This window comes from Streptomyces sp. NPDC031132, assembly GCF_055570595.1.
Window position 1 is genome coordinate 1 of record NZ_JBVIGX010000053.1, and the last position, 22,414, is coordinate 22,414.

The 22,414-nt window shown below is 74.9% G+C and carries 18 protein-coding genes; 10 read left to right on the top strand and 8 right to left on the bottom strand.

Features of this window, described 5'->3' with window-relative positions; genetic code table 11:
• Positions 1-137: 137 nt before the first annotated feature.
• The gene (locus ACZ49B_RS36715; protein ID WP_030162614.1) at positions 138-332 is read right to left on the bottom strand and encodes a hypothetical protein; all 195 of its coding nucleotides are present in this window, start codon (positions 330-332) and stop codon (positions 138-140) included.
• 344 nt (positions 333-676) lie between these two features.
• On the opposite strand from ACZ49B_RS36715, the gene ACZ49B_RS36720 reads away from it, so the two are divergent.
• Both ACZ49B_RS36720 and ACZ49B_RS36725 read left to right on the top strand, forming a co-directional pair.
• The gene (locus ACZ49B_RS36720; RefSeq protein WP_468315005.1) at positions 677-1,099 is read left to right on the top strand and encodes an ankyrin repeat domain-containing protein; all 423 of its coding nucleotides are present in this window, start codon (positions 677-679) and stop codon (positions 1,097-1,099) included.
• A gap of 343 nt (positions 1,100-1,442) precedes the next feature.
• Positions 1,443-2,840 (top strand): HEAT repeat domain-containing protein, encoded by a 1,398-nt coding sequence (locus tag ACZ49B_RS36725; protein WP_468315007.1) that lies wholly within the window; start codon positions 1,443-1,445, stop codon positions 2,838-2,840.
• 2,043 nt (positions 2,841-4,883) lie between these two features.
• Here the strand turns inward: ACZ49B_RS36725 and ACZ49B_RS36730 are convergent.
• Genes ACZ49B_RS36730 through ACZ49B_RS36740 form a run of 3 tightly spaced genes read right to left on the bottom strand, consistent with a single transcriptional unit; the run spans position 4,884 to position 7,122 of the window.
• Positions 4,884-5,753, bottom strand: a complete 870-nt coding sequence (locus ACZ49B_RS36730) for a 5-oxoprolinase subunit C family protein (RefSeq protein ID WP_468315008.1) — start codon at positions 5,751-5,753, stop codon at positions 4,884-4,886.
• Complete coding sequence (locus ACZ49B_RS36735) at positions 5,750-6,367, bottom strand: 5-oxoprolinase subunit B family protein (RefSeq protein WP_468315010.1); 618 nt, start codon at positions 6,365-6,367, stop codon at positions 5,750-5,752. Before ACZ49B_RS36735 ends, ACZ49B_RS36730 begins: the two co-directional genes overlap by 4 nt.
• Positions 6,364-7,122, bottom strand: coding sequence for a LamB/YcsF family protein (locus ACZ49B_RS36740; protein ID WP_468315053.1), 759 nt, complete (start codon positions 7,120-7,122; stop codon positions 6,364-6,366). Before ACZ49B_RS36740 ends, ACZ49B_RS36735 begins: the two co-directional genes overlap by 4 nt.
• A 185-nt stretch (positions 7,123-7,307) precedes the next feature.
• On the opposite strand from ACZ49B_RS36740, the gene ACZ49B_RS36745 reads away from it, so the two are divergent.
• From ACZ49B_RS36745 to ACZ49B_RS36760, 4 genes are all read left to right on the top strand, one after another.
• Positions 7,308-8,813, top strand: coding sequence for a hypothetical protein (locus tag ACZ49B_RS36745; protein ID WP_468315012.1), 1,506 nt, complete (start codon positions 7,308-7,310; stop codon positions 8,811-8,813).
• Positions 8,810-9,109: a hypothetical protein gene (locus ACZ49B_RS36750; protein WP_468315014.1), complete on the top strand. Its 300-nt coding sequence runs from the start codon at positions 8,810-8,812 to the stop codon at positions 9,107-9,109. The genes ACZ49B_RS36745 and ACZ49B_RS36750 overlap by 4 nt, the downstream gene beginning before the upstream one ends.
• Positions 9,106-10,008: a hypothetical protein gene (locus ACZ49B_RS36755; RefSeq protein ID WP_468315016.1), complete on the top strand. Its 903-nt coding sequence runs from the start codon at positions 9,106-9,108 to the stop codon at positions 10,006-10,008. Before ACZ49B_RS36750 ends, ACZ49B_RS36755 begins: the two co-directional genes overlap by 4 nt.
• Before the next feature lie 76 nt (positions 10,009-10,084).
• On the top strand, positions 10,085-14,833 hold the full coding sequence (locus tag ACZ49B_RS36760) for a hypothetical protein (RefSeq protein WP_468315017.1): 4,749 nt from the start codon (positions 10,085-10,087) through the stop codon (positions 14,831-14,833).
• A 102-nt stretch (positions 14,834-14,935) separates the two neighbouring features.
• On the opposite strand, the gene ACZ49B_RS36765 is transcribed toward ACZ49B_RS36760, so the two are convergent.
• Complete coding sequence (locus ACZ49B_RS36765) at positions 14,936-15,430, bottom strand: hypothetical protein (protein WP_468315020.1); 495 nt, start codon at positions 15,428-15,430, stop codon at positions 14,936-14,938.
• A 347-nt stretch (positions 15,431-15,777) separates the two neighbouring features.
• Between ACZ49B_RS36765 and ACZ49B_RS36770 the strand changes: the two genes are divergently transcribed.
• The 4 genes from ACZ49B_RS36770 to ACZ49B_RS36785 are packed head-to-tail and all read left to right on the top strand — an operon-like array spanning position 15,778 to position 20,089.
• Positions 15,778-18,573 (top strand): sensor histidine kinase, encoded by a 2,796-nt coding sequence (locus ACZ49B_RS36770; protein WP_468315023.1) that lies wholly within the window; start codon positions 15,778-15,780, stop codon positions 18,571-18,573.
• Positions 18,570-19,007, top strand: coding sequence for a roadblock/LC7 domain-containing protein (locus ACZ49B_RS36775; protein ID WP_030162639.1), 438 nt, complete (start codon positions 18,570-18,572; stop codon positions 19,005-19,007). Before ACZ49B_RS36770 ends, ACZ49B_RS36775 begins: the two co-directional genes overlap by 4 nt.
• A 10-nt stretch (positions 19,008-19,017) precedes the next feature.
• Positions 19,018-19,482, top strand: a complete 465-nt coding sequence (locus tag ACZ49B_RS36780) for a DUF742 domain-containing protein (protein ID WP_468315025.1) — start codon at positions 19,018-19,020, stop codon at positions 19,480-19,482.
• Positions 19,463-20,089 carry a GTP-binding protein gene (locus tag ACZ49B_RS36785; protein WP_362638156.1) on the top strand — a complete coding sequence of 209 codons (627 nt, stop codon included), beginning with the start codon at positions 19,463-19,465 and terminating at the stop codon, positions 20,087-20,089. The genes ACZ49B_RS36780 and ACZ49B_RS36785 overlap by 20 nt, the downstream gene beginning before the upstream one ends.
• Before the next feature lie 257 nt (positions 20,090-20,346).
• Here the strand turns inward: ACZ49B_RS36785 and ACZ49B_RS36790 are convergent, their stop codons facing one another.
• The 3 genes from ACZ49B_RS36790 to ACZ49B_RS36800 all read right to left on the bottom strand — a co-directional run bounded on the left by ACZ49B_RS36790 (position 20,347) and on the right by ACZ49B_RS36800 (position 22,411).
• Complete coding sequence (locus ACZ49B_RS36790) at positions 20,347-21,537, bottom strand: lipid-transfer protein (RefSeq protein ID WP_468315028.1); 1,191 nt, start codon at positions 21,535-21,537, stop codon at positions 20,347-20,349.
• On the bottom strand, positions 21,534-21,971 hold the full coding sequence (locus ACZ49B_RS36795; RefSeq protein ID WP_468315055.1) for a Zn-ribbon domain-containing OB-fold protein: 438 nt from the start codon (positions 21,969-21,971) through the stop codon (positions 21,534-21,536). The genes ACZ49B_RS36790 and ACZ49B_RS36795 overlap by 4 nt, the downstream gene beginning before the upstream one ends.
• A 62-nt stretch (positions 21,972-22,033) precedes the next feature.
• Entirely contained in the window at positions 22,034-22,411 is a 378-nt protein-coding gene (locus ACZ49B_RS36800) for an Mpo1-like protein (RefSeq protein ID WP_468315031.1), read from the bottom strand.
• Positions 22,412-22,414 lie beyond the last annotated feature (3 nt).

The window sequence follows — 22,414 nt, forward strand, 5'->3', positions numbered from 1 at the left end:
GTGTGGCCCCCCTGCCCTGGTTTGTGGTAGCCCCAGTCCCTTCCGATCTTCCTCTCCCCCCTCCGGCTTGCGCTGCACGACACCAGACGCCGCGGGCGGCGCCCTTCGGGCGCCCGGCACGACTTCGCGGACACCCCCTAGAGCTTGATCCCGCCGAGGAGGCTCGCGAGGCTCGCCGTGCTCGCCGTGATGCTCGGCGCGATGGCGGAGCCGGCGAGGAAGAAGCCGAACAGCGCACAGACGAACGCGTGGGACAGCTTCATCCCGTCCTTCTTGAAGAAGAGGAAGGCGATGATGCCGAGCAGGACGACGCCTGAGATGGAGAGGATCATGAGAAGTTCTCCTGGTGGGTGGGGACAGTCACCATCAGTTGTTCCAGGCTCACAGGAAGTATCAATGCGATAAAAGGTGCATACGGGTGAATCCGGGCTTTTTTCACTTGACCGGCGCAGCCCGGCTGGCGCGTCCGGCGGCGAAGCGGGGCCGACCGGATCAGCCCGGCGCCCACCAGCGCCAACCGGCCCCCACGGGGATGCTTGCCTCGGTCCGGGCCCCGTATGTGCAGGTCCGGGCGCTACTCTGGCGATTCACCCGTACGGCCGCGGCTCCGTACGCCCCCCTGCCCGCCGGTCCGGGGGGACCTCATGCCGACAGCGAGTGGAAGGCGGTACGACAGATGAGCGAGCACGAGCCCACCGAGGGCGGCTCCCAGGGCGCTCCCGACGAGGACGTCATCGAGCTGGCCACCAAGATCTTCGACCTCGCCCGCCAGGGCGAGACCGAGACGCTCACCGCGTACCTCGACGCCGGAGTCCCGGCCAACCTCACCAACGACCGCGGCGACACCCTCGTCATGCTGGCCGCGTACCACGGCCACGCCGCCACCGTCACGGCCCTGCTGGCCCGCGGCGCCGAGGCGGACCGCGCCAACGACCGCGGCCAGACCCCGCTCGCCGGCGCCGTCTTCAAGGGCGAGGAGGCCGTCATCCGCGCCCTGCTGGCCGCAGGCGCCGACCCGATGGCCGGAACCCCCTCCGCCGTCGACACCGCCCGCATGTTCGCCAAGGCGGACCTGCTGGAACTCTTCGGAGCCAAGTAGTCCGTTTTTGCCCGTGACCTGGCACGGTCCGACCGGGCCGCCACCTCACGGGTTGATCACGGCGGCCGTAAATGTGGTCGCGGCGCACAAACCGGCTGGGTCATCATGGCGTCGGATTCGATTTGCGAACACGGCGGACGGGCAGGAGCGGGCAGGACACGAAGGGTGTCCGCGCCCACCCCCTGCGCAGACCGGCCGTCCTGGTCGCGAAGCACCGACGAGAGTGAGAAGGCAATGGTCTACATCGAGCGGAACATGACGGCGAACGTCCTCACATGCTGTTACGCGGCCCTGTGAATCCCGATTCCCGGTTGCGTCCCCAGCTTGATTTGAGGCCATTCCCATGTTCGAACCAGTCATAGCGCCAAGCGGCACCCTGCTCGGGCTCCTCCAGCGGGGCCGTGGCGACGGCACGCTGCACGCCCTTGCGGCGCCCCGCACGGAGGCCCTCGCGGCCCTCAACCAGTGCGTGGTCAGCGATCCGCGCCAGGACTGGCAGGTCGAGAACCGCTCGCTGTACTACGCGCGCCTGTACCTGGATCTCGACGGCCCCCTCGGCGAGATCGAGAGCCACCTCTTCAGCGCCGACGACCTCGTCGACGACACGGACCACCGGACCGGCCTCGCCCTGTCCGTCCTGGGCCACCTGGCCTCGTACGGCCGCGACGACGCGCTCATGCTGCTGCGCCGCTACGCCGCCTCCGGCGCCAACTGGGCGTGGGCCCTCGACGAGCTCGCCCTGCGCGACGACGACGAGGGGCTGCGCAGCCTCGCCACGCCCGTCCTCGCCAGATTCCCGGCCACCGCCGAGGGCGAGGCGCGGCTGGCCGCCGCCGTCCGCGACGCGTACGAGCCCCGGCCCTGGTGCCTGTGGGAGGAGTCACCCGAGTACGGCGACCGCCTGCGCGCGGCCCGCCAGCAGGGCTCCTTCGACCGCTGGCAGCGCCAGCTCACCCCGAACGGACCCCGGCCCGGCTGGGGCGTACAGGCCGTCTTCGACTGGGCCGCCGACGGGCTGCGCCGCGGAACCCCGCTGCACGTGCCCGCCGCACGCTGTCTCGCCGCCGTCGCCGCACCCGAGGACCGCTCCGCGATCCTCGCCGCCGCCGCCGGCGCCGCGGGCGAGGCCGCCCGGGCCACCGCCCTGCACCACCTGGTCCTCGCCGAGCCGGAGAACCCGGCCGTACTGGACCTCATCGAAGCCGCCGGGGACGAGCCCGCCGTGGCCGCCTACGAGCGCATGTGCGGCCCCGCGGCCGTCGACCGGGCCCGGCAGTGGGTCCACCGCCCCGACGCGCTGGGCGCGGCCGCGGCCGCCCTCCTGGCCGCGCGGGGCGGCTCCGAGGACACCGCACTCGTCCTCGGCGCACTCCGCTCCACGGTCCGCGGCTCCGGCCCGGACGCCCAGCGGCTGTTCGCCCTGGTCGACGGTGCGGGCCGGCTCTCCATCGGCTGCGCGGCACCGGTGCTGCGCCACATCTACCGCGAGACGGCCTCGTCCCACCTGCGTGGGCGCGCGGCGCGCCCCCTGGCCAGCACGGACCCGTCCTTCGCGGCCGGCTTCGCCGTGGAATGCCTCTGGGACTGCGAGGAGACCACCCGCGAGGTGGCGGCCCACCACGCGGAAACGGCGGACGCCCGAGTGGCACCGCGCCTGCGCCGCCTGGCGGCCGACCCGGCCGAGGAAGAGGACGTCCAGTCGGCGGTCCGCAGCCGGATCGCGCCGGAGTCGGCGGTGTAGTGCGGGGGAGCGGGGGCGGGGGCGCGCCCTCCGCGCCGCCGGTAGGGCTGATCGGGACGCCGGGGGCGGGCCCGGGTGCGCGGTGTCGGACGGGTCGGCGGGATGCCGGGGGCGGGTCCCATCGCACCCGGCACCGAACGCCGGCCGGGACCCCGGGGGCCGCGCGGGCGGCGCGGGGGAGGTCCTCGCGGGCTTGGGCCGGGGGGCGGGGCCCGCGTGCGAGGCACCAGAGGAGCCGATCGGGCGTGTGGCGGCGGGGTCTGTGCACTCGGGGTGGGACGGGTCGGCGGGATGCCGGGGGCGGGGCCCATCGCACCCGGCACCGAACGCCGACCGGGACCTTGGGGGCCGCGCGGGCGGCGCGGGGGAGGTCCTCGCGGGCTTGGGCCGGGGGGCGGGGCCCGCGTGCGAGGCACCAGAGGAGCCGATCGGGCGTGGGGGCGGCGGGGTCCACGCATGCGGCGACGGAAGGTCGATCGGGAGACCGGGGGCGGGGTCGGTGTACTCGGGGCCGGAAGAGTGGGTCGGGGGGCAGGGGCGGGGTCCGCGTAACCGGCGACGGTAAGCATCCGGGGGCGTCCCGTCAGTCCACTGTCCTTCCGTGTCGTGCCGGTCCCTCAAGGGCGCTCTCTTCGTTCGCGTCGCTACGCGATGGCCTGCGGCCACCCTTGACCGACCGACCCGCCCCGGAATGCCATAAGACTGCCGGGAAGCCCCCGAAGGATGGCCGGGGGGTTCGGATTCCGACCTGCCCAGATCAGAGATGCCGAGCAGGGGCCCCTGGTCATCCGGAGTCAGTCCCCGGGACCAGCGAGCCAGAGCGGGATGGGGCCCGGGGGAGGGTACGGCTTCCTGAAGGGCCCATAGGCACCCTTTCCGCGTCCGGGCGGGGTCAACCTGCACCGGACAGCGACCAGATGCCCATGCCGGTAGGGGTGGGCCCGCAGGCGCCCCAATTCGCTACGCGCTTCTCTCTGTTTGGCGTCCGACGGCCGTCTGGGGCCGGTCATAAGCCGCCCACGACCGGCAGAGGTCAGCCTGGGATGCGAGTGCGGGTTGTTTGTCCCGTTTTGGCGACCGGTTGAGGGGTGAATGGGCGCCTGCCGGAGTGAGAGGTTGAGAAATCCGGCATCAGGCTCCCTCTCGCCCGCTTTTCACTCCAACTGGCCTGCAGACGCCCGAAACCCGCCCCTGGGAGGCGTCTGGGCGGCCTATGTCCAGCCCCAGACGGCCGTCGGACGCCAAACAGAGAGAAGCGCGTAGCGATTTGGGGCGTCCACGGTCCAACCGGCACCGCATCGTCATTTCATCGCTGTCTGGTGCAGGTTGACCCTGCCCGGGTCCGGAAAGGGCTTTCTATGGGCCCTTCAGGGAGCCGTTCCCTCCCCGGGGCTCCATCCTGCTCCGCCTGGGTGGTCCTGGTGGGCTGGGTGCGGATGACAGGGGTCCCTGCTCGGCGTCTCTGATCGGGGCTGGACCGGATCCGAACCCCCCGGCCATCCTTCGGGGGCTTCCCGGCAGTCTGTTGGCATTCCGGGGCGGGTCGGTCGGTCAAGGGTGGCCGCAGGCCATCGCGAAGCGACGCGAACGAAGAGAGCGCCCTTGAGGGACCGGCACGACACGGAAGGACAGTGGACTGACGGGACGCCCCCGGACACCCTCCGACACCGCTCACACAGACCCCGACCCCGGCGTTCCGCTGAGCCTTCCGGCGCCGACTGCGCAGTCCCCGCCCCCCGGCGTCCTGCCTGAGGTTAGGTGCCGATTGCGCAGTCCCTGCCCCCCTGGTGTCCTGTCTGGGGCTGGGTGCCGATTGCGCAGTCCCCGCCCCCGGTGTCCTGTCTGGGGCTGGGTGCCGATTGGGCAGTCCCCGCCCCCGGCGTCCCGCCTGAGATGAGGTGCCGATTGGGCAGTCCCCGCCCCCGGCGTCCCGCCTGAGATGAGGCGCCGACCGCGCAGTCCCCGTCCCCGGCGTCCCGCCCGAGCCTTCCGGCGCCGCATGCGTGCCCCCGGAGCCCCCGCCCCGCCCCCCCTCCCCGCCCCCTACCCCCGCACGAACCTCACCCCGACACCCGGTCTGGCCTGGGCTGCTGCGTTCAGGGGTGGGCCCGGGGGGACCACGCCTACGACCGGGTAGCCGCCCGTCACCGGGTGGTCGGCCAGGAACACCACCGGCAGGCCGTCCGGGGGGACCTGGACGGCGCCCAGCACCATGCCCTCGCTCGGCAGTTCACCGCCGCGGCTGCGGATCAGCCGGGCGCCGGCCTCGGTACGGAGTCCGATGCGGTTCGACGCCGACGAGACCCGGAACTCCGCGCGCCACAGGGCCGCGATCGAAGCCGGCTCGAACCAGTCCGCCCGCGGCCCCAGCCGCAACGGCAGGACCAGCTCGGTCGGCGCCCCCGGCTCCCGCAGCGCATCCGCCCCGCAGACCGGATCCGGCCCGGGCGGGCCCACCGGCAGCACTGTCCCGGCCGACAGGACACCCGGCCCCAGCCCCGACAGCAGGTCCGTCGAGCGACTGCCCAGGACCGGCGGTACGGCGAACCCTCCCCGCACCGCGACGTAGCTGCGCACCCCCGACTCCGCCCGGCCCACCTCCAGCTCCGCCCCGGCACGGAGCCGGACCGGGGCTCCCCAGGCCACCGCCCGGCCGGACACCCGTACCGCACAAGGAGCGCCCGTGACCGCCACGGTCACGGGCGCCAGCGCCCGCAGGCCGATCCCGTCCACGGTGGTCTCCAGCGCGGCCGCGTCCGGCGGGTTGCCCAGCAGCCGGTTGGCCAGGCCGTGCGCCCCCGTGTCCAGCGCGCCCGACCTGGGCACCCCCAGGTGCGCGTATCCGGGCCGCCCGAGGTCCTGGACCGTGGTCAGCGCCCCCGGCCGGAGCACCTCCAGCGCAGCATCCCTCACCCCGTCACCTCCTCGAACCGCACCCGGACCCCCGGCGCGAACAGCGCCGCCGGTTCCCGCTCCGGGTCCCACAGCACCGCGTCCGTCGTCCCGATCAGCTGCCAGCCGCCCGGGGAGGAGCGTGGGTACACCCCCGCGTACTCGCCCGCCAGCGCCAGCGAGCCCGCCGGGACGGCCGTACGGGGCGTGGCCCGCCGCGGCAGGTGGTAGCGCTCCGCCAGGCCCGTCAGGTACCCGAAGCCGGGGGCGAACCCGCAGAAGGCCACCCGGAAGACCGTCCCCCCGACGATGGCCGCCACCTCCCGCTCCGCGACCCCCCACGACCGGGCCGTCTCCGCCAGGTCCGGCCCGTCGTACCGCACCGGGACGGTGACCAGCGGCCCCTCGGTCTCCGCCAGCGGCGGCACCTCCCAGCGCGCGATCCGCTCCGCCAGCGCGCGCGGCTCGCGCACACCGTCCAGCAGTACGGTCCGCGCGGCCGGCACGACGTCCCGTACGGCTCCCAGCTCGCCCGCGTCCCGCCGCCGGAGCAGCTCCGCGTGGAGCGCGGCCACCTCCGCCGCCGAGTCCAGTTCGATCAGCAGCGCCGCACCGCCCACCACCAGCGGCCTCACGCGAAGGCCTCCACCCGGACGCCCGCCGCGCCGAGCGCCTCGCGCACCCGCAGGGCGAGCTGCGCCGCCCCCGGGGTGTCGCCGTGGAGGCACAGAGAGCGCGCCTCCAGCGCCACCCAAGAGCCGTCGGCGGCCGTCACCGCGCCCTCGGTCGCCATCCCGACCGCGCGGGCGACCACGGCGGCCGGGTCGTGCAGCACCGCCCCCGGCTCGCTGCGCGGCACCAGCGTTCCGGCCGGCGTGTACGCCCGGTCGGCGAAGGCCTCCGGCACGGCCGTGAGGCCCGCCGCCTCGGCGGCGGTCAGCAGCAGCGAGCCCGGCAGGCCGAGCACCGGCAGGTCGTCGGCCCCGGCGGCCGTCCGCACCCCGGCGACGACGGCGCCCGCCTGGTCGGCGTCGTGGACCGTGCGGTTGTACAGGGCACCGTGCGGTTTCACGTACGACACCCGGGAGCCGGCCGCCCGTGCGAAGACCTCCAGCGCCCCGATCTGGTACGCCACCTCGTCGGCCAGCTCGCCCGCCGGCACGTCCATGGAGCGCCGCCCGAAGCCCGCCAGATCGCGGTACGAGACCTGCGCGCCGATCCGTACGCCCCGCTCCGCGGCCAGCTCGCAGACCCGGCGCATGATCGACGGGTCCCCGGCGTGGAAACCGCAGGCCACGTTGGCGCTGGTGACGACGGACAGCAGGGCCTCGTCGTCGGTCAGCGTCCAGCGCCCGAAGCCCTCGCCGAGGTCGGCGTTGAGATCGATCAGTGGTGTGATCATGGCAGCCATGCGGTGAGCGTAGAACAGCGCCCGCGCGGCGGTGACGGGTTGGGCCGCGCGTTCGGCAGGACGTCTCGTGGCACCTGCGGCGGCACGTCCGCAACCCCCCTGGACCGATCCGGCCGAACCATGCCGTTTGGGATGTTGTCAGCATCAGCGCCTAGTCTTTGTCCGTGACTCTCCCTGCCCCGGCGAAGACCCTTCCGTCCCCGGCGCCGGGCCCGGCTGCCGACGAGGGCCTGGCCCGGCGGCTGCGCGCGCTCGCCTGCACCGCCCCGCTGCACGACCTCGACGTCCGCAAGGCCAATCTCGCCGGCGAGTACGGGATCTACGCGATGGCGGAGGTCGCGCTCGCCGCGATCGACCTGGTCACGCTCAACATGGACTTCGACACCGGCGCCGACCACGAGCAGATAGTGGCCCGGCTGCTGCCGCGCATCGCCGCGCAGGCACCGCACCGCCCGGCCGCCGAGCACGAGCGGGTGGCCCGCTGGGTGCTGGAGAACCTGATCAACGTCGGCAGCGTCGACCGGGGCTTCCGGGCGATCTACGGCACGTTCGGCCCGGACGGGGTGTACGTCCGGCGGGACTACGACTTCAAGCTGATCGAAGAGGTTCCCGGATACGGCGGCGCGGTCTACCTCCGTACGACGGACGAGGCCGTCAACGTGCTGGTCGGCGCCCTCGACACGGACGTCACCAGCGCGCAGATCGCGGCCGAGGTGAAGCTGGAGGTCCTGATCAGCCGGGGCCGGCTGGCCGACGCCCAGCTCGCCGCCGAGCAGGCCCGGTACCGCACGGTCCAGTACGCCGAGACGCTGCGCCGCACGCTGGACGCGACCCGGCGCAACGTCCGGGCGGTGGACTGGCTGCAGTCCGTGCCCGACATGATCGAGGAGGCCCTCGACCACGTCGCCGACCGCTACCGGCACGAGAACGCGATCCTGACGAACATCCGCCGGGCGCGGGACGAGGCGGAGGAGCCGGAGAACAAGCGGCGCGCCGCCGAGCTCGTCGACATCGTCAAGGACTGCATCCGCCGCCACACCCAGCTCCAGTCCCGGCTGCTGGACGCGGGCCCGCTGTTCCGTGCCGAGCAGGACCGGCAGGCCTTCGCGGCCCCGGCGCCGCGCTCCGGGATCGACCTGTACGGCCAGCTCGTCGCCCCGATCCTGCCGCTGCCGGTCGCGCAGGCCGGGCGGGTCACCGACGCCTTCTTCGCCGCGGGTGCGGGCCTGCGCACGCCCGTCTCCGTGCGCGTCGCCGACCTCGTCGAGATACTGCTGACGCCGCCGGTGGAGCGCGAGCACCTCGGCGCGGAGATGCCGGAGCCGGACCTCATCGCGACCCCGGACGACAGCCGCTTCAGCGAGGGGCAGCTCGCCGCCGCGATGGAGCTCCTGGACCTGCCGCACGACGCCCCGCGCCGCCTGTCGGGCCTGCTCGCCCAGGCCCGGCGCAGCGACCCGGACCTGCCGTACCTGGTGGCCCTGCTGGCCGTCCACGCGGCGAGCCCGGCGGTCGGCACGGCCTACCGCCAGGGCGAGGAGCGGCTGCTCTTCGCCGTGGACGACGGCACGGAGCTCGACGACCCCGAGTTCGGCGGCGCGGACCTGATCGTCGGCACGGCCCTCCTGGACGCGGCCGCGATGACCGCGGACCGCACGGAGGCGGCATGACCGCGCCGCCCGCCCCGGCCCGGCGCGCACACCCACCGACCGCCGCCGCCCCGGGGCACGACCGCGCCACAGCCGGTCGGCCGCCCGGCCCCGCCACCGGGCCCTCCCGGGCGGGCAGTCCGGCCGTACGGCACCGCGCCGGGGCGCAGGCCCCGGCAGTCCGCGGCCCGCGCGTGCGCCCGCGCCCGCGGACCGGCGTCGCCGCCGTCCCGGCCGGTGCCGGAGCCGGCATGGCGCCGGGCGCGGCCACCGCCGTACATCACGACCACCCCACCGCCGAGGAGACCCACCCGTGAGCGACCACCACGCCGAGAACCCCGCGTGGAGCGAGCCCGACGCGCCGTCGGCTCCCGTCGCGCCCGCCCCCGGAGGGTCCGTCACCCCCGCCGACGCCGCGGACGCGGCCCGGCTCGTCGCCTTCGGGCTGCAGCCCAAGCTGCTCCCCGCCCGCGACGCCGAGTACGCCGAACTGCTGCGCCGCTACCGCGAGGAGCCGGCCTTCGGCCGCCTCGCCGACGCCGTCGCCACCGGCCTCGGCCTCGTCGTCCTGGAGGTGTCCCCGCGCGCCGGCATGGCCGTCGCCGCAGGCGAGGACTCCGTCTTCGCCGTCCGGATGGGCGACTACGCCCGCCGCACCATCGCCGACTCCGCCGACCGGTTCCTGCACGGCCTCGCCCACCTCGCCGTCGCCGCCCTCGCCTTCCCGCGCCCCGAAGACCTCGCCGACGACGGCTACATCGGCCGCGTCACCGTCAACGGCGTCGACGCGTTCGTCCGGCAGACCTGCCGCCGCCTCGAGGAGCGCGCCGAGGAGCTCGGCGAGAACACCGACCCGGCCACCGACGCCCCCGGCCTCGAAGCCGCCTGGCGCGTCTACGCCCGCCGCAGCGCGACCGGCGCCACCAAGGACGCGCGCCGCCTCGCCGGCTCCACCACCGGCATCGTCGGCAAGGCCGCCGCCTTCCTCACCGACTCCGGGTTCCTCCAGCGCACCGGCGACGACGCCGGCGGCACCTACCGCACCACCCCCCGCTACCAGCTCCAGGTCCGCGACATGGCGGGCAGCGCGGCCATGGCCGAGCTCCTGGAACTCGGCGTGGTCCCCGTCAGCGACGGCTCCGCCAGCCTCCTCCCGCCGCCCGAGGGCGACGACCTGGAGCTCGCCGCCGACGCCGGCCTGCCCTTCCACGCCTGAGTCCCGCCGCCGAGCACCGCCGCCCGACCCGCCCTACCTACCGAGACACACCGAGAAACAACGAGAGTCCGCCGCCATGTACGAGCTGTCCCGGATCCGCCTCTACTCCATCGGGCCCGCCGGTGCGCGCTACGCCGACACCGTGCTCGACCTGCGCGGAGTCGGCGAGCCGGTGCCCCACCCGGCGCCCGCCCAGGCGGAGTTCTTCGAGGACGAGCCCACCGGCCCGCCGCGCCGCCCCGCGCCGGCCGGCGTGCTCTTCCTGGAGAACGGCGGCGGAAAGTCCGTCCTGCTCAAGCTGATCTTCTCGGTGATGCTGCCCGGCCACCGCAACACCCTCGGCGGCGCCAGCTCCGGCGTCCTGCGCAAGTTCCTGCTCGCCGACGACTGCGGGCACGTGGCCCTGGAGTGGCAGCACACCCAGACCGGCGAGTGCGTGGTCGTCGGCAAGGTCAGCGAATGGCGCGGCCGCCAGGTCTCCAACGACCCGCGCAAGTTCGCCGAGGCCTGGTACTCCTTCCGCCCCGGCCCGGGCCTGAGCCTGGACAACCTCCCCGTCGCCGAGGCCACCGCCGTCCGGCCGCCCGTCGAAGGCGCCTCCGGCGCGCAGGGCCGGCGCCGCACGATGAAGGGCTTCCGCGACGCCCTCACCGAGGCCGGCAAGGCGTACCCGCACCTCGAGGTGTACTTCGAGGAGATCCACGACCGCTGGAACGAGCACCTCACCGAACTCGGCCTCGACCCCGAACTCTTCCGCTACCAGCGCGAGATGAACGCAGACGAGGGCGAGGCCGCCGGCCTCTTCGCGGTCAAGAAGGACTCCGACTTCACCGACCTGCTGCTGCGCGCGGTCACCGACACCCGTGACACCGACGGCCTCGCCGACCTCGTCCACGGCTTCGGCAACAAGCTCGGCCGCCGCGCCGAGCTGATGGCCGAACGGGACTTCACCGCCGGTTCCGTGGACCTGCTGACCAAGATCGTCGAGGCCGCCGAGACCCGCTCCCGGCTCCGCGACGTCCACGCGGGCGCGGAACGCCGTACGCGCACCCTCGCCCGGCGGCTGTCCGCCCGCGCCGGCGAGGAGCGCGGCCGCGCCGCCGACCTCGCCCAGCGGGTCACCGGCGCCGCCCACGGGGTCACCTCCGCCGAGTCCGCGCGCTCCCGCAGCGCCGCCGTCTCCGCCGAACTCGCCTACCGGCACGCCTCGCTGGCGCTGACCGTCGCGGACAAGGCCGCCGCGGCCCAGCGCCGCGAGCTCCTCGAAGCGCGCACCCTGCACTCCGCGTGGCAGGCCGCCGAGATCGTGCTGCGCCACCGTGCCGCGTCCGACCGCTCCGCCCGGGTCGCCGCCGCGATCCTGGAGGCCGAGCGGGACGCCGCCCCGGCGCTGGCCGCCCGCGCCACGGCCGCCGCCGCCCTCGTACGGGCCCTGCACACCGCCGCCGAGGACGGGGAGCGGGTCGCCAACGAGGAGGAGGAGCGGTCCGCCGGCCTCCAGGAGGCGGGCGAGGCCGCCCACCGCGATGCCACGGCCGCCGCCACGGCCGCCCAGCGGGCGCGCAGCGAGGCCGAACACCTGCGGGCCCGGCTCGCCGAGGTCCAGCAGGAGACCGCCGAAGCCGTCCGGGCCGGCTGGCTCGACGACTCGGCGCCCGACGCGGACCCGGCGCGCGCGGCCCTCGCCGCCAGTGACGCCGAGAAGACCGCCGTGGCCGCCTGGGACGAGTCCCGCGATGCGGCGCGTACCGCCGCCGATGCCGCCCGCGAGGCGGCCGCAGCGGAGTCCCGCGCCGAACTCACCGCGGCCCGGAGCGCGGACGCCGCCGACGCGGCCGAGGCCGCGCACGACGCCGAGCACCGGGCGGCCGCCTCCCTCGCCGCCGCGCCCCGCTTGGCGGAACTGCTCGGCCTTCCGCCGGCCCCCGTCGGTTTCCTCCCCCCTCCGCGTACGGGGGCGCAGAGCGGCGTGCCCGGGGCTTTCACGGGATCCGGTACGCAGGCCCGATCGGGCGCAGCCGCGGACGCCGGTACCCCCGGCCCCGTCGGCGGACCTCCCGGCCCGGCCGCAGCCGGCCACCCCGAAACCGCCGGCGGCGGCGGGCTCACGGTGGCCGACCTCGACCGGAACGCCGACGACCTGCGCCAACTGCTCACCGACACGGTCGCATCGGCCGAACGCCAGCTCTTCGAGCTGCGCACCGCCGCCGCCGACGACGCCCGGATCCTCGGCGCGCTCGGCGACGGCGGGCTGCTGCCGCCCGGCCCCGACGTCCTCGCCACCGTCGAGTACCTCGGCGAACACGGCATCCCCGCCCTGCCCGGCTGGCGCTACCTCGCCCAGTCCGTGGACCCCGCCGACCACGCGGCCGTCCTCGCGGCCCGCCCCGAGCTCGTCGACGGCGTCGTCATCACCGACCCCGACACCCACTCCCGGGCCCGCGAGGTCCTCTCCGGCGCCGCCCTGCTGCCCCGCTCCACCGTCGCCGTCGGCACGGCCGCCGCCCTGCTGGCGCCCGTACCGCCCGCGGCGGAGAGCGACACCGGTGTGTTTCTCGTACCGCCGAACCCGGCCATGCACGACGAGCACGCCGCCGACGAGGAGCGCCAGGCGCTGCGCACCCGCGCCACCGCCCGCGACACCGAGATCCGCGACCTGGCCGCCCGCCTCGCCGGGGACCGCGAGCTCGCCGCCCGCCTCGCCTCCTGGCGCACCGGCTGCCCGCCCGGCCGCCTCGCCGAGCTGGCGCAGCAGGCCGAGGCCGCCCGTGCGTTCGCCGAGGAGGCCGACGCCGAGCTGGCGGAGGCCCGTACCGTGCGCGCCGAAGCCGACGAGGCCGCCGCCGATGCCGCCCGTGTCCGGGACGAGCGCCAGGACACCGCCCAGCGGGCCCGCCGCGCCGCCGACGCCCTCGCCGGGCTCGCCTTCCGCCTGCGCGAGCGCGCCGGCTGGCAGGCCAAGGTCCGCGAACTCGCCGACGAGGCCGCCGAGTCCGAGGCCCGCGCCGAGGTCTGCCTGGACCGGGCCCGCGCCGCCGACGAGGACCGCCGCGCAGCCCAGCGCGCCGCCGACGACGCCCGCCGCACCGCCCGCGCGCTGCGCGCCGAGCGGGCCGAGATCGCCGGCGCCCCCGAGGCCCTGCCCGAGGACGACGGCGCGCCCAAGGCCCCGCTGCCCGACCTCCGCGAGGCCTACCGGGCCGCCTCCCGGCTGTACGAGAAGGTCGGCGTCGGCGCCGACCTGCGCGCCGAGCAGGCCCGCGCCGAGAGCGACGAGAGCGCCGCCCTCGCCGAGCTCGACCGGCTCACCAACAAGGTCCGCACCCGCGCCGCCCAGCTCCTCGAAGGCACCGACGGCGCCGACGGCCCCTCCCGCCAGGCGGCCGCAGCCCGCGCCGAGTCCCTCGTGCAGATGCTGGAGACCCGCGCGTCGACCGCCAGCGAGCAGCTCGGCCGGCTGCGCGGCGAGGCCGAACGGCACGCCCCCACCGAGGGCGAGGCGCACACCGACCTGCCCGAGGAGCTGATCCCCGGCGACGTCGAGCAGGCCCAGGCCCTCCTGCGCACCGCCACCGCCCAGCTCGCCGCGCACACCGCGGCCGTGGAGAGCGCCCGGGCAGCCCACGCCGACCTGCTGCGCGCCCACCGCACCGCCGAGGACGGCGCCGGAGGCTTCGACGAGACCGCGGCGATGCTGCGGGACCTGCTGCGCGACCACGCCCACCAGGACGACGAGCAGGAGCCGGCGGCCCACCCGGGCACGCTGGAGGAGGCCCGGCAGTCCGCCGCCGAGGCCCGCCGCTCCCTGCGCGGCTGCGCGGCCGACCTCTCGGCCGCCGAGTCGGCGGTCCGAGAGGCGAGCGACATCCTGGTCCGCCACGCCAACGCCAACCGCTACGAGCAGGTACGTACCCCGGCCCGCCAGCAGATCCGCGAACTGCCCGCCTCCGCCCTGCCCGAGCACGCCGCGGCCTGGGCGGCGGCCTTCGCGCCCCGGCTGCGCGTCCTCACCGACGAGCTGGCCCAGCTGGAGCGCAACCGCGACAGCATCGTCGACCGGCTGCGCGGACTGGTGGAGTCCGCCCTGGCCACCCTGCGCTCCGCCCAGCGGCTCTCCCAGCTCCCCGAGGGCCTCGGAGAGTGGTCGGGCCAGGAGTTCCTGCGCATCCGCTTCGAGGAGCCCGACCAGGCCACCCTCACGGAGCGGCTCGGCGAGGTCATCGACGAGGCCACCCGCGCGGCGGTGAAGAAGAACAGCACCGCCTCCTTCGGCGAGGGCCGCCGCGACGGAATGTCCCTGCTGCTGCGCGGAGTCCAGGCGGCCCTGGAACCCAAGGGCATCTCGGTCGAAATCCTCAAGCCGGACGCGGTGCTGCGCGCCGAGCGCGTACCGGTCGGGCAGATGGGCGACGTCTTCTCCGGCGGCCAGCTGCTGACCGCCGCGATCGCCCTGTACTGCACGATGGCTGCGCTGCGTAGCAACGACCGCGGCCGCGACAAGCACCGCCACGCGGGCACGCTGTTCCTCGACAACCCGATCGGGCGCGCGAACGCCACGTACCTGCTGGAACTCCAGCGCGCCGTCTCCGACGCGCTCGGCGTCCAGCTGCTCTACACGACCGGCCTGTTCGACACCACGGCCCTCGCCGAGTTCCCGCTGGTCATCCGGCTGCGCAACGATGCGGACCTGCGGGCGGGCCTGAAGTACATCAGCGTCGAGGAGCACCTGCGCCCGGGCCTGCCCCAGCAGTCCCCGGAGGAGGAGACCATCCACGGCGAGATCACGGCGACCCGCATGTTCCGCCGCTCCACGGTCGGTTCCTGACCGCAGCCCGGGATTCCCGGCGGGCCGGCCGTTCGCGGCCCGGCCCGCCGAGCCCCCGCGGGGCTCCCACCGCCCCGCGGAGCGCCCGCAGGGGCCGTACGGTCAGCCCCGGCCCGAGCTCGCCTGGTAGCGCCTGTCCGCGCCCGGAGGCGGCCACATCGCGGGCCGGGCGCCCGCGACCCCGCCGCTCCGCCGCTGTATCCGGTCCGTCCCGCCGGCCGCCGCCTCCGCACGTGCCTCCCGGCGGACCCGGCGCCGCTCGCGCCGACGGTCCCGCGCCGTGCTGCTCGGCACCGACACCACCCCGTACCGCTGGTTCCACATCTGCCGGGTGATCAGCACGTCCAGCACGCCCCAGGTGGCCACCACCGTCCCGGCTATCGCGCCGATCCCCATCGGCAGGGCCAGCCATGAGCCGGTGAGCATGAGGAAGAACGTGACCGTCGCCCCGGTCAGCGTGACGGCCACGATCAGCACCGCCCGCACCGCCGATTCCCGCACCGGGTCCGGCATCCTGCGCCGCCGGGCCGGTTCTTCCTCCCACAGCGTCCGCCCCGGCGTGCCCACCGCCGCGCCGGTGTCCTCGTAGATCCCCATCGCACGCTCCCACCCCGACGAATCCCCTCGAACAGGTAGACGTTCGACGTCGTCGAGAGATTCCCGTATCCCTGACTCCTCCCCAGCACCTGCCCATCTTGGAACGAAGAATTCCAGCCATCCATCCGGTTGCGGGAACTCACACCCCACCAAGTGTCATCTGCCACATAACGGGCCGGTCTTGACCGGATGTGTCGGACAACTCGTGATCTACGCCCGGGCGTCCGGCCGAAAACGTCCGGACACGCCTTCGAAGCCGCTCCCCGGCAGTAGTAGGCTCACGCCGTTTAAATGACGGAACACCGACCTCCGGCAACGGGGTTGAGCTGGGGGAGGCTGGGGAGGCCATGCGCTTTCGCGGGAAGTCCATCCGCCGGAAGATCGTGGCGTTGCTCCTTGTGCCGCTCATCTCCCTCACCGCCCTCTGGAGCTTCGCGACCGTGATCACCGGCCGCCAGGCCGTCCAGCTCCTCGACGTCGCCTACGTCATCGACAAGGTCGGCTACCCCGTCGAGGACGTCGTCCGCGTCATCCAGAAGGAACGCCGCCAGACCCTCGTCGTCCTCGGCGACCCCCGCGCCTCCACCGCCACCGCCGAACTCGCCAAGCGCCGCGCCGCCACCGACGAGATCGTCGACCGGATCGGCCGCAACGCCAAGGACCCCGAGGTCGCCGACGAGTTGGCCCCGGCAGCCGCCCAGCGCCTCGACTCCATCCTCGACGCGTTCCACGGCATCGGCGCACTGCGCCGCTCCGTCGACCAGAACACCCTCGACCCGAGCCAGGCGCTGGAGCTCTACAGCCGGCTCGTCGACCCCTGCTACGAGTTCCTCATGAACCTCCACGCCCTCGAGAACGTGGAGATGGACAAGCAGGGCCGCGCCCTCGTCGGCATCACCCGAGCCCGCGAGACGCTCTCCCGCGAGGACGCCGTCATCGCCGCCGCCCTCGCCGCCCGCAACGTCAGCGCCGCGGACATCCGGCACGTCTCCGACCTCGCCGCCAACCGCACCCTGCTCTACGAGTTCAACCTCGCGATCCTCCCGGCCGGCGACCGCGAGCTGTTCGAGCAGTACTGGAGCAATCCCGAGACCAAGCCGCTGCGCGACGCCGAGGAGCGGTTCCTCGCCGGCGGCGCCGGCAAGAACCCGCGCATCACCGCCGCCCAGTGGGACGAGGCCGCGAACAAGGTCCTCGACGACCTCGCCACCATGGGCACCGCCGCCGGCGACCGCTACCAGAAGCGCGTCGAACCCGTCGCCATGGACGTCCTCGTCCAGGCGGCCGTCGCCGGCATCCTCGGCTTCATCGCCCTCGTCGTCTCCCTCGTCCTGTCCGTGCGCATCGGCCGCGACCTCGTCCGCGACCTGTCCCGGCTCCGCAAGGAGGCCCACGAGGTCTCCGGCGTCCGGCTGCCCGCCGTGATGCGCCGCCTCGCCGCAGGCGAACACGTGGACATCGAGACCGAGGCCCCGCGCCTGGAGTACGAGAAGGACGAGGTCGGCCAGGTCGGCCAGGCCCTCAACACCCTCCAGCGCGCCGCCGTCGAGGCCGCCGTCAAGCAGGCCGAGCTCCGCCGGGGCGTCTCCGAGGTGTTCGTCAACCTCGCCCGCCGCAACCAGGTCCTGCTGCACCGCCAGCTGACCCTGCTCGACACCATGGAGCGGCGCACCGAGGACACCGAGGAGCTCGCCGACCTCTTCCGCCTCGACCACATGACGACCCGCATGCGCCGGCACGCCGAGGGCCTCGTGATCCTCTCCGGCGCCGCCCCCTCCCGCCAGTGGCGCAAGCCCGTCCAGCTCATGGACGTCGTGCGGGCCGCCGTCGCCGAGGTCGAGGACTACGAGCGCATCGAGGTACGCCGGCTGCCGCGGCTCGGCATAGCCGGCCCCGCCGTCGCCGACGTCACCCACCTCGTCGCCGAACTCCTCGAGAACGCCACCGTGTTCTCCCCGCCGCACACCGCCGTCCAGGTGCACGGCGAGCGCGTCGCCAACGGCTTCACCCTCGAGATCCACGACCGGGGCCTCGGCATGAACCCCGAGGCGCTGCTCGACGCGAACCTCCGGCTGGCCGAGACCCCCGAGTTCGAGCTCTCCGACACCGACCGCCTCGGCCTGTTCGTCGTCAGCCGCCTCGCGCAGCGCCACGGAGTCAAGGTCGTCCTCCAGCACAGCCCGTACGGCGGCACCACCGCGGTGGTGTTCCTCCCGGCGGCCCTCCTCACCGAGGCCCCCGAGACCAACGGCACCGGCCTGCGCCTCGGCGACGGCAAGGGGGGCCGGGCGAACGGCCACGGCCCCGCCCGGCCCGCCCCGGCCGCCGTGGAGCGCGCCCCGGCCGGCCGGCCGCTGCCCGCCCCCGAGCTGCGCGGCCCCGTCGAACTGGAGGCCCCGCTTGGCGTGCTCGGGCTGGACGGCCTCGACGACCCGGCCGCCCTGGACGAGGTCACCCCCGGGATCACCGGGCTCACCGGCATCGGCGGCCGCCCCGCCATGGCCACGCTCGACGACGAGACCCCGCCGAACGGCACCCCGCGCAGCGCCCTGCTGGGGCTCCGCCCGGCGGACCGGCCGCACACCGACCGCAAGGGCGGCCGGGACCGCGACCGGGAGCAGCCGGCCCCCACCGGCCCGGTCCGCCTCGACAGCCACCGCCCCGAGCCGATCCGCAGCGCCCGCCCGGACGGGCCCCGGTCCGCGGGCGCCGTACCGCTCCCGCGCCGCAGGCCCACCCCGACGCTGGTCGCCGAGCACGGCCGCCGCGTGGAGCCCCGCCCGGTGTCCGCCGTCCCGCAGCCCGCACCGGACCCCGGGGCCGGCGCCCGCCCCGGCGCGGCCGCGCCCGGCGGCGCCCTGCCCGGCGGCGCCCCCGCGAACGGTCCCGGCGGGCTGCCCAAGCGCGTCCGCCAGGCCAGCCTGGCGCCCCAGCTGAAGAACTCCCCGGCCCCCGCACCCGCCGAAGCCGCCGCGGACCCGGTGGTCCACCGCGACGCGGATGACGTACGTACCCGCATGACCGCACTCCAGCGGGGCTGGACGGCGGGCCGCAAGCAGCAGGCACAGCAGCAGTCCGGGACCGGGGCAGGCACCTCCGCCGCCACCGGTCCCGGATCCGAGAACGAGGGGGACGGTCGATGACCGCACCGCAGACCGGCAACGACACCCGGGGCCGCGGCTCCGGTCCGCTCAACTGGCTCCTCGACGAGCTCGTCGACCGGGTCGGCAGCATCCGCAAGGCGGTGGTCCTCTCCGGCGACGGCCTGCCCACCGGCAGCTCCAAGGACCTGACCCGCGAGGACAGCGAGCACCTGGCCGCCGTGGCCTCCGGCTTCCACAGCCTGGCCAAGGGCGTCGGCCGCCACTTCGAGTCCGGCAGCGTCCGCCAGACCGTCGTCGAGCTGGACGAGGCCTTCCTCTTCGTCATGGCCGCCGGCGACGGCAGCTGCCTGGCCGTGCTCTCCGACGCAGACTCCGACGTCGGGCAGGTCGCGTACGAGATGACCCTCATGGTCAAGCGGGTCGGCGACCACCTGGCGACCGCTCCCCGCTCCGGGCTGCCAGCCGGAGGGTGAGGCGGACGGTATGAGCGATCCAGGCCGGAACCGCCCGGAATACCGCCCGGACCACCCTGCGGGCGCCCCCGGCACGCCCGGGGCACCGCAGGAGCCCGCCCACCCGCACTGGTTCGACGACGAAGCGGGCCCCGTCGTCCGCCCGTACGCCATGACCCGCGGCCGGACCAGCCACGCCGGCCGGCACCGGCTCGACCTGATCGCGCTCGTCGTCGCCGAACCGGCGGCCGACGATCCGGTCTGGGACATGACCCTGTCCCCGGAACACGCCCACATCCTCGGGCTGTGCCGGGAGCGCCCGCAGTCGGTCGCCGAGCTCGCGGCCGAACTCGACCTCGCGGTCGGGGTCGTACGGGTCCTGATCGGGGACCTGGCCGACGAGGAACTGGTCCATGTGACCCGGCCGGTACCACCGGCCGAACTGCCCGATGAATCCATTCTGCGTGAGGTGATCGATGGCCTTCGGGCGCTCTAGCCGCACCGGTGCGATGCACGCCGTGTCGCCGGTCGAGCCGCTGACCCTGAAGATCCTGGTCGCGGGCGGCTTCGGGGTGGGCAAGACCACCCTGGTCAGTGCGGTGAGCGAGATCAGACCGCTGCGGACCGAGGAACTGCTGTCCGAGCCGGGTGTCGGCATCGACGACACCGGGGGAGTGGAGGGCAAGTCCACCACCACCGTGGCGATGGACTTCGGGCGCATCACGCTGCGCGAGGACCTGGTGCTGTACCTGTTCGGCACGCCCGGACAGGACCGCTTCTGGTTCCTGTGGGACGAGCTGGCCCAGGGCTCGCTCGGCGCCGTGGTCCTCGCCGACACCCGCCGCCTCGCCGACTGCTTCGCCGCCGTCGACTACTTCGAGCGGCGGGGGATCCCGTTCGTGGTCGCCGTCAACTGCTTCGACGGGGCCGACCGCCATCCGGTGGTGACCGTACGGGAGGCGCTGGACCTCGACCACGAGGTACCGGTGCTGCTGTGCGACGCGCGGGACCGGGAGTCCGTGAAGGACGTGCTGGTCGGGGTCGTGGAACACGCGATGTCGCTGGCGCGGGCCCGGCGCCGGAGCCTGACCGCGGGGACCTGAGCAGCGGTCCCCGGCCCCCGGGTGCCGGGCGCACAGGAGGCGGCCCGTACCCCCGCCGACTGGGGTACGGGCCGCAGCTCTCATGGGGGGACGGAGGGTCTCGCCCGCGGCGTCGTACGCGGCGCGAGACTGTGGAGCGAGTGTGAACCTGCCGCCGGGGGCCGTCAAGCGTTCGGACAACAGCCCCTGTTCAGGGTCCGCGCCCGGCCGCCGCCGTCACCCCGGCGTAGCCGTCGGCGTCACCTCCACCGGTGTCGTCACCGCACCGCGACGACGGCCGATCCGTGCCCGAACAGCCCCTGGTTCGCGGTGATCCCCGCACGGGCCCCCGGTACCTGCCGGTCCCCGGCCGTACCGCGCAACTGCCAGGTCAGCTCGCACACCTGGGCGATGGCCTGCGCCGGCACCGCCTCCCCGAAGGAGGCCAGCCCGCCGCTGGCGTTCACCGGCACCCGGCCGCCGAGCGCCGTCGCGCCCTCCCGTACGAGCTTGGCCCCCTCGCCCTCGGCGCACAGGCCGATGTCCTCGTACCACTCCAGCTCCAGGGCGGTGGACAGGTCGTACACCTCGGCGAGCGAGAGGTCCCCGGGCCCGAGCCCGGCCTCCTCGTACGCGGCCCGCGCGATCGACGCCCGGAACGAGCCCGGCGCCGGCCGTACGGCGGTCACCGAGTCGGTGGCGATGTCCGGGAGGTCGAGGACCGTACGGGGATACGTCGGCGTCACCGTCGACACCGCCCGGATGCGCACCGGATCGGCGACCCCGCGCGAGCGCGCGAAGTCCATGCTGCTCAGGACCAGCGCCGCGCCCCCGTCCGAGGTGGCGCAGATGTCGAGCAGCCGCAGCGGATCGGCGACGACCGCCGACTGCGCGACCTCGTCGGCCGTGACCGGCTTGCGGTAGCGGGCGAGCGGGTTGAGGGCGCCGGCCGCGGCGTTCTTGACCTTGACCTGCGCGAAGTCCTCGAGCGTGTCCCCGTACACGGCCATCCGGCGGCGCGCGTACAGGGCGAAGTACGCCGGGTTCGTGGCGCCGAGCACGCGGAACCGCAGCCAGTCAGGATCGTCCGGCCGGTCCCCGCCCGCCGGGGCGAAGAACCCCTTGGGCGCCGCGTCCGCGCCGACCACCAGGACGACGTCGGCCAGCCCGGCCAGGATCTGCGCCCGCGCCGCCCCGATGGCCTGGGCCCCGGAGGCGCAGGCCGCGTACACGCTGGTCACGCGTGCGCCCTGCCAGCCGAGGGCCTGCGCGAAGGTCGCACCGGCCACGTAGCCGGGGTAGCCGGAGCGCACGGTGTCGGCGCCGACGATCGACCGGACATCGGCCCATTCCAGCCCGGCGTCGGCGAGTGCGGTCCGGGCCGCGGCCCGTCCGTACTCGACGAAGCTGCGGCCCCACTTGCCCCAGGAGTGCATCCCGGCCCCGAGGACGGCGATGTCGGCGCTCACGCGGCGCCTCCCGTCGGCTTGAACTGCCAGGTGGTCCAGTCGGCTTCGGCGTCCTCGTTCAGCACACCGCCGACCACCTCGACCTCCATCCCGACCGCCAGATCGGCGACGGTGACCCCGGGAACCGCCTGCCCGAGCACGACCATCCCCTCGGCCTCGAGCTCCACCGCGACCAGGGTGTACGGCTCCCAGGGCGCGTCCGGGTCGGAGACGTACGGCGCGGGCGGCCGGTACCGCCCGTCGGTGAAGGACCACACCCGGCCCCGGGGGGACAGCGGGACCTCGGCGAGCTCGCCGCCGCCGGGGCAGTGCGGATTGCGGCAGTACGCGTCCTCGCGCGGGAAGAACACCGCGGTACAGGCGGAACACCGGGTGCCGAGCAGCCGGAAGCCGCCGCCGTCCGGTCCGTCCTCGGTGAACCACCCGCTCACCACGGGGGTGCGTGCGCGTCCCAAGGGAACCCCTCCCTAGCCAGTCACAGCAATCTGACGGATCGTCAGGAGTCTGTCACGGGCGGGCAGCCCTGGCACGGGTTCTCGGCAAGCCACTTCTGCGCGATCTCGGCCAGCTCCGCGTCCCGCCCGGCCAGCATCATCCGGATCATCTGCGCGTCCCCGCGCAGCGACCAGGCAGGATGCCCGAAGGTGGCCGGGTTGTTCTTCTCGATCAGGAAGTGCGCGGGCCAGGCGGTCCCGTACCCGACGAGGGGGAGCGCGGCGAGGTAGCGCCTGCGGCCGCGCGCCAGGCCGTAGGCGGTGAGGGCGAGCCCGGTGAGGGTGCCGGCGAGATGGACCCAGCGGGTGGCGGCGCGGGAGTGCATGGCGACGTAGTAGGGCCAGAACTCCTCGTACGAGCGGTACGAACGGATCGTCATGCG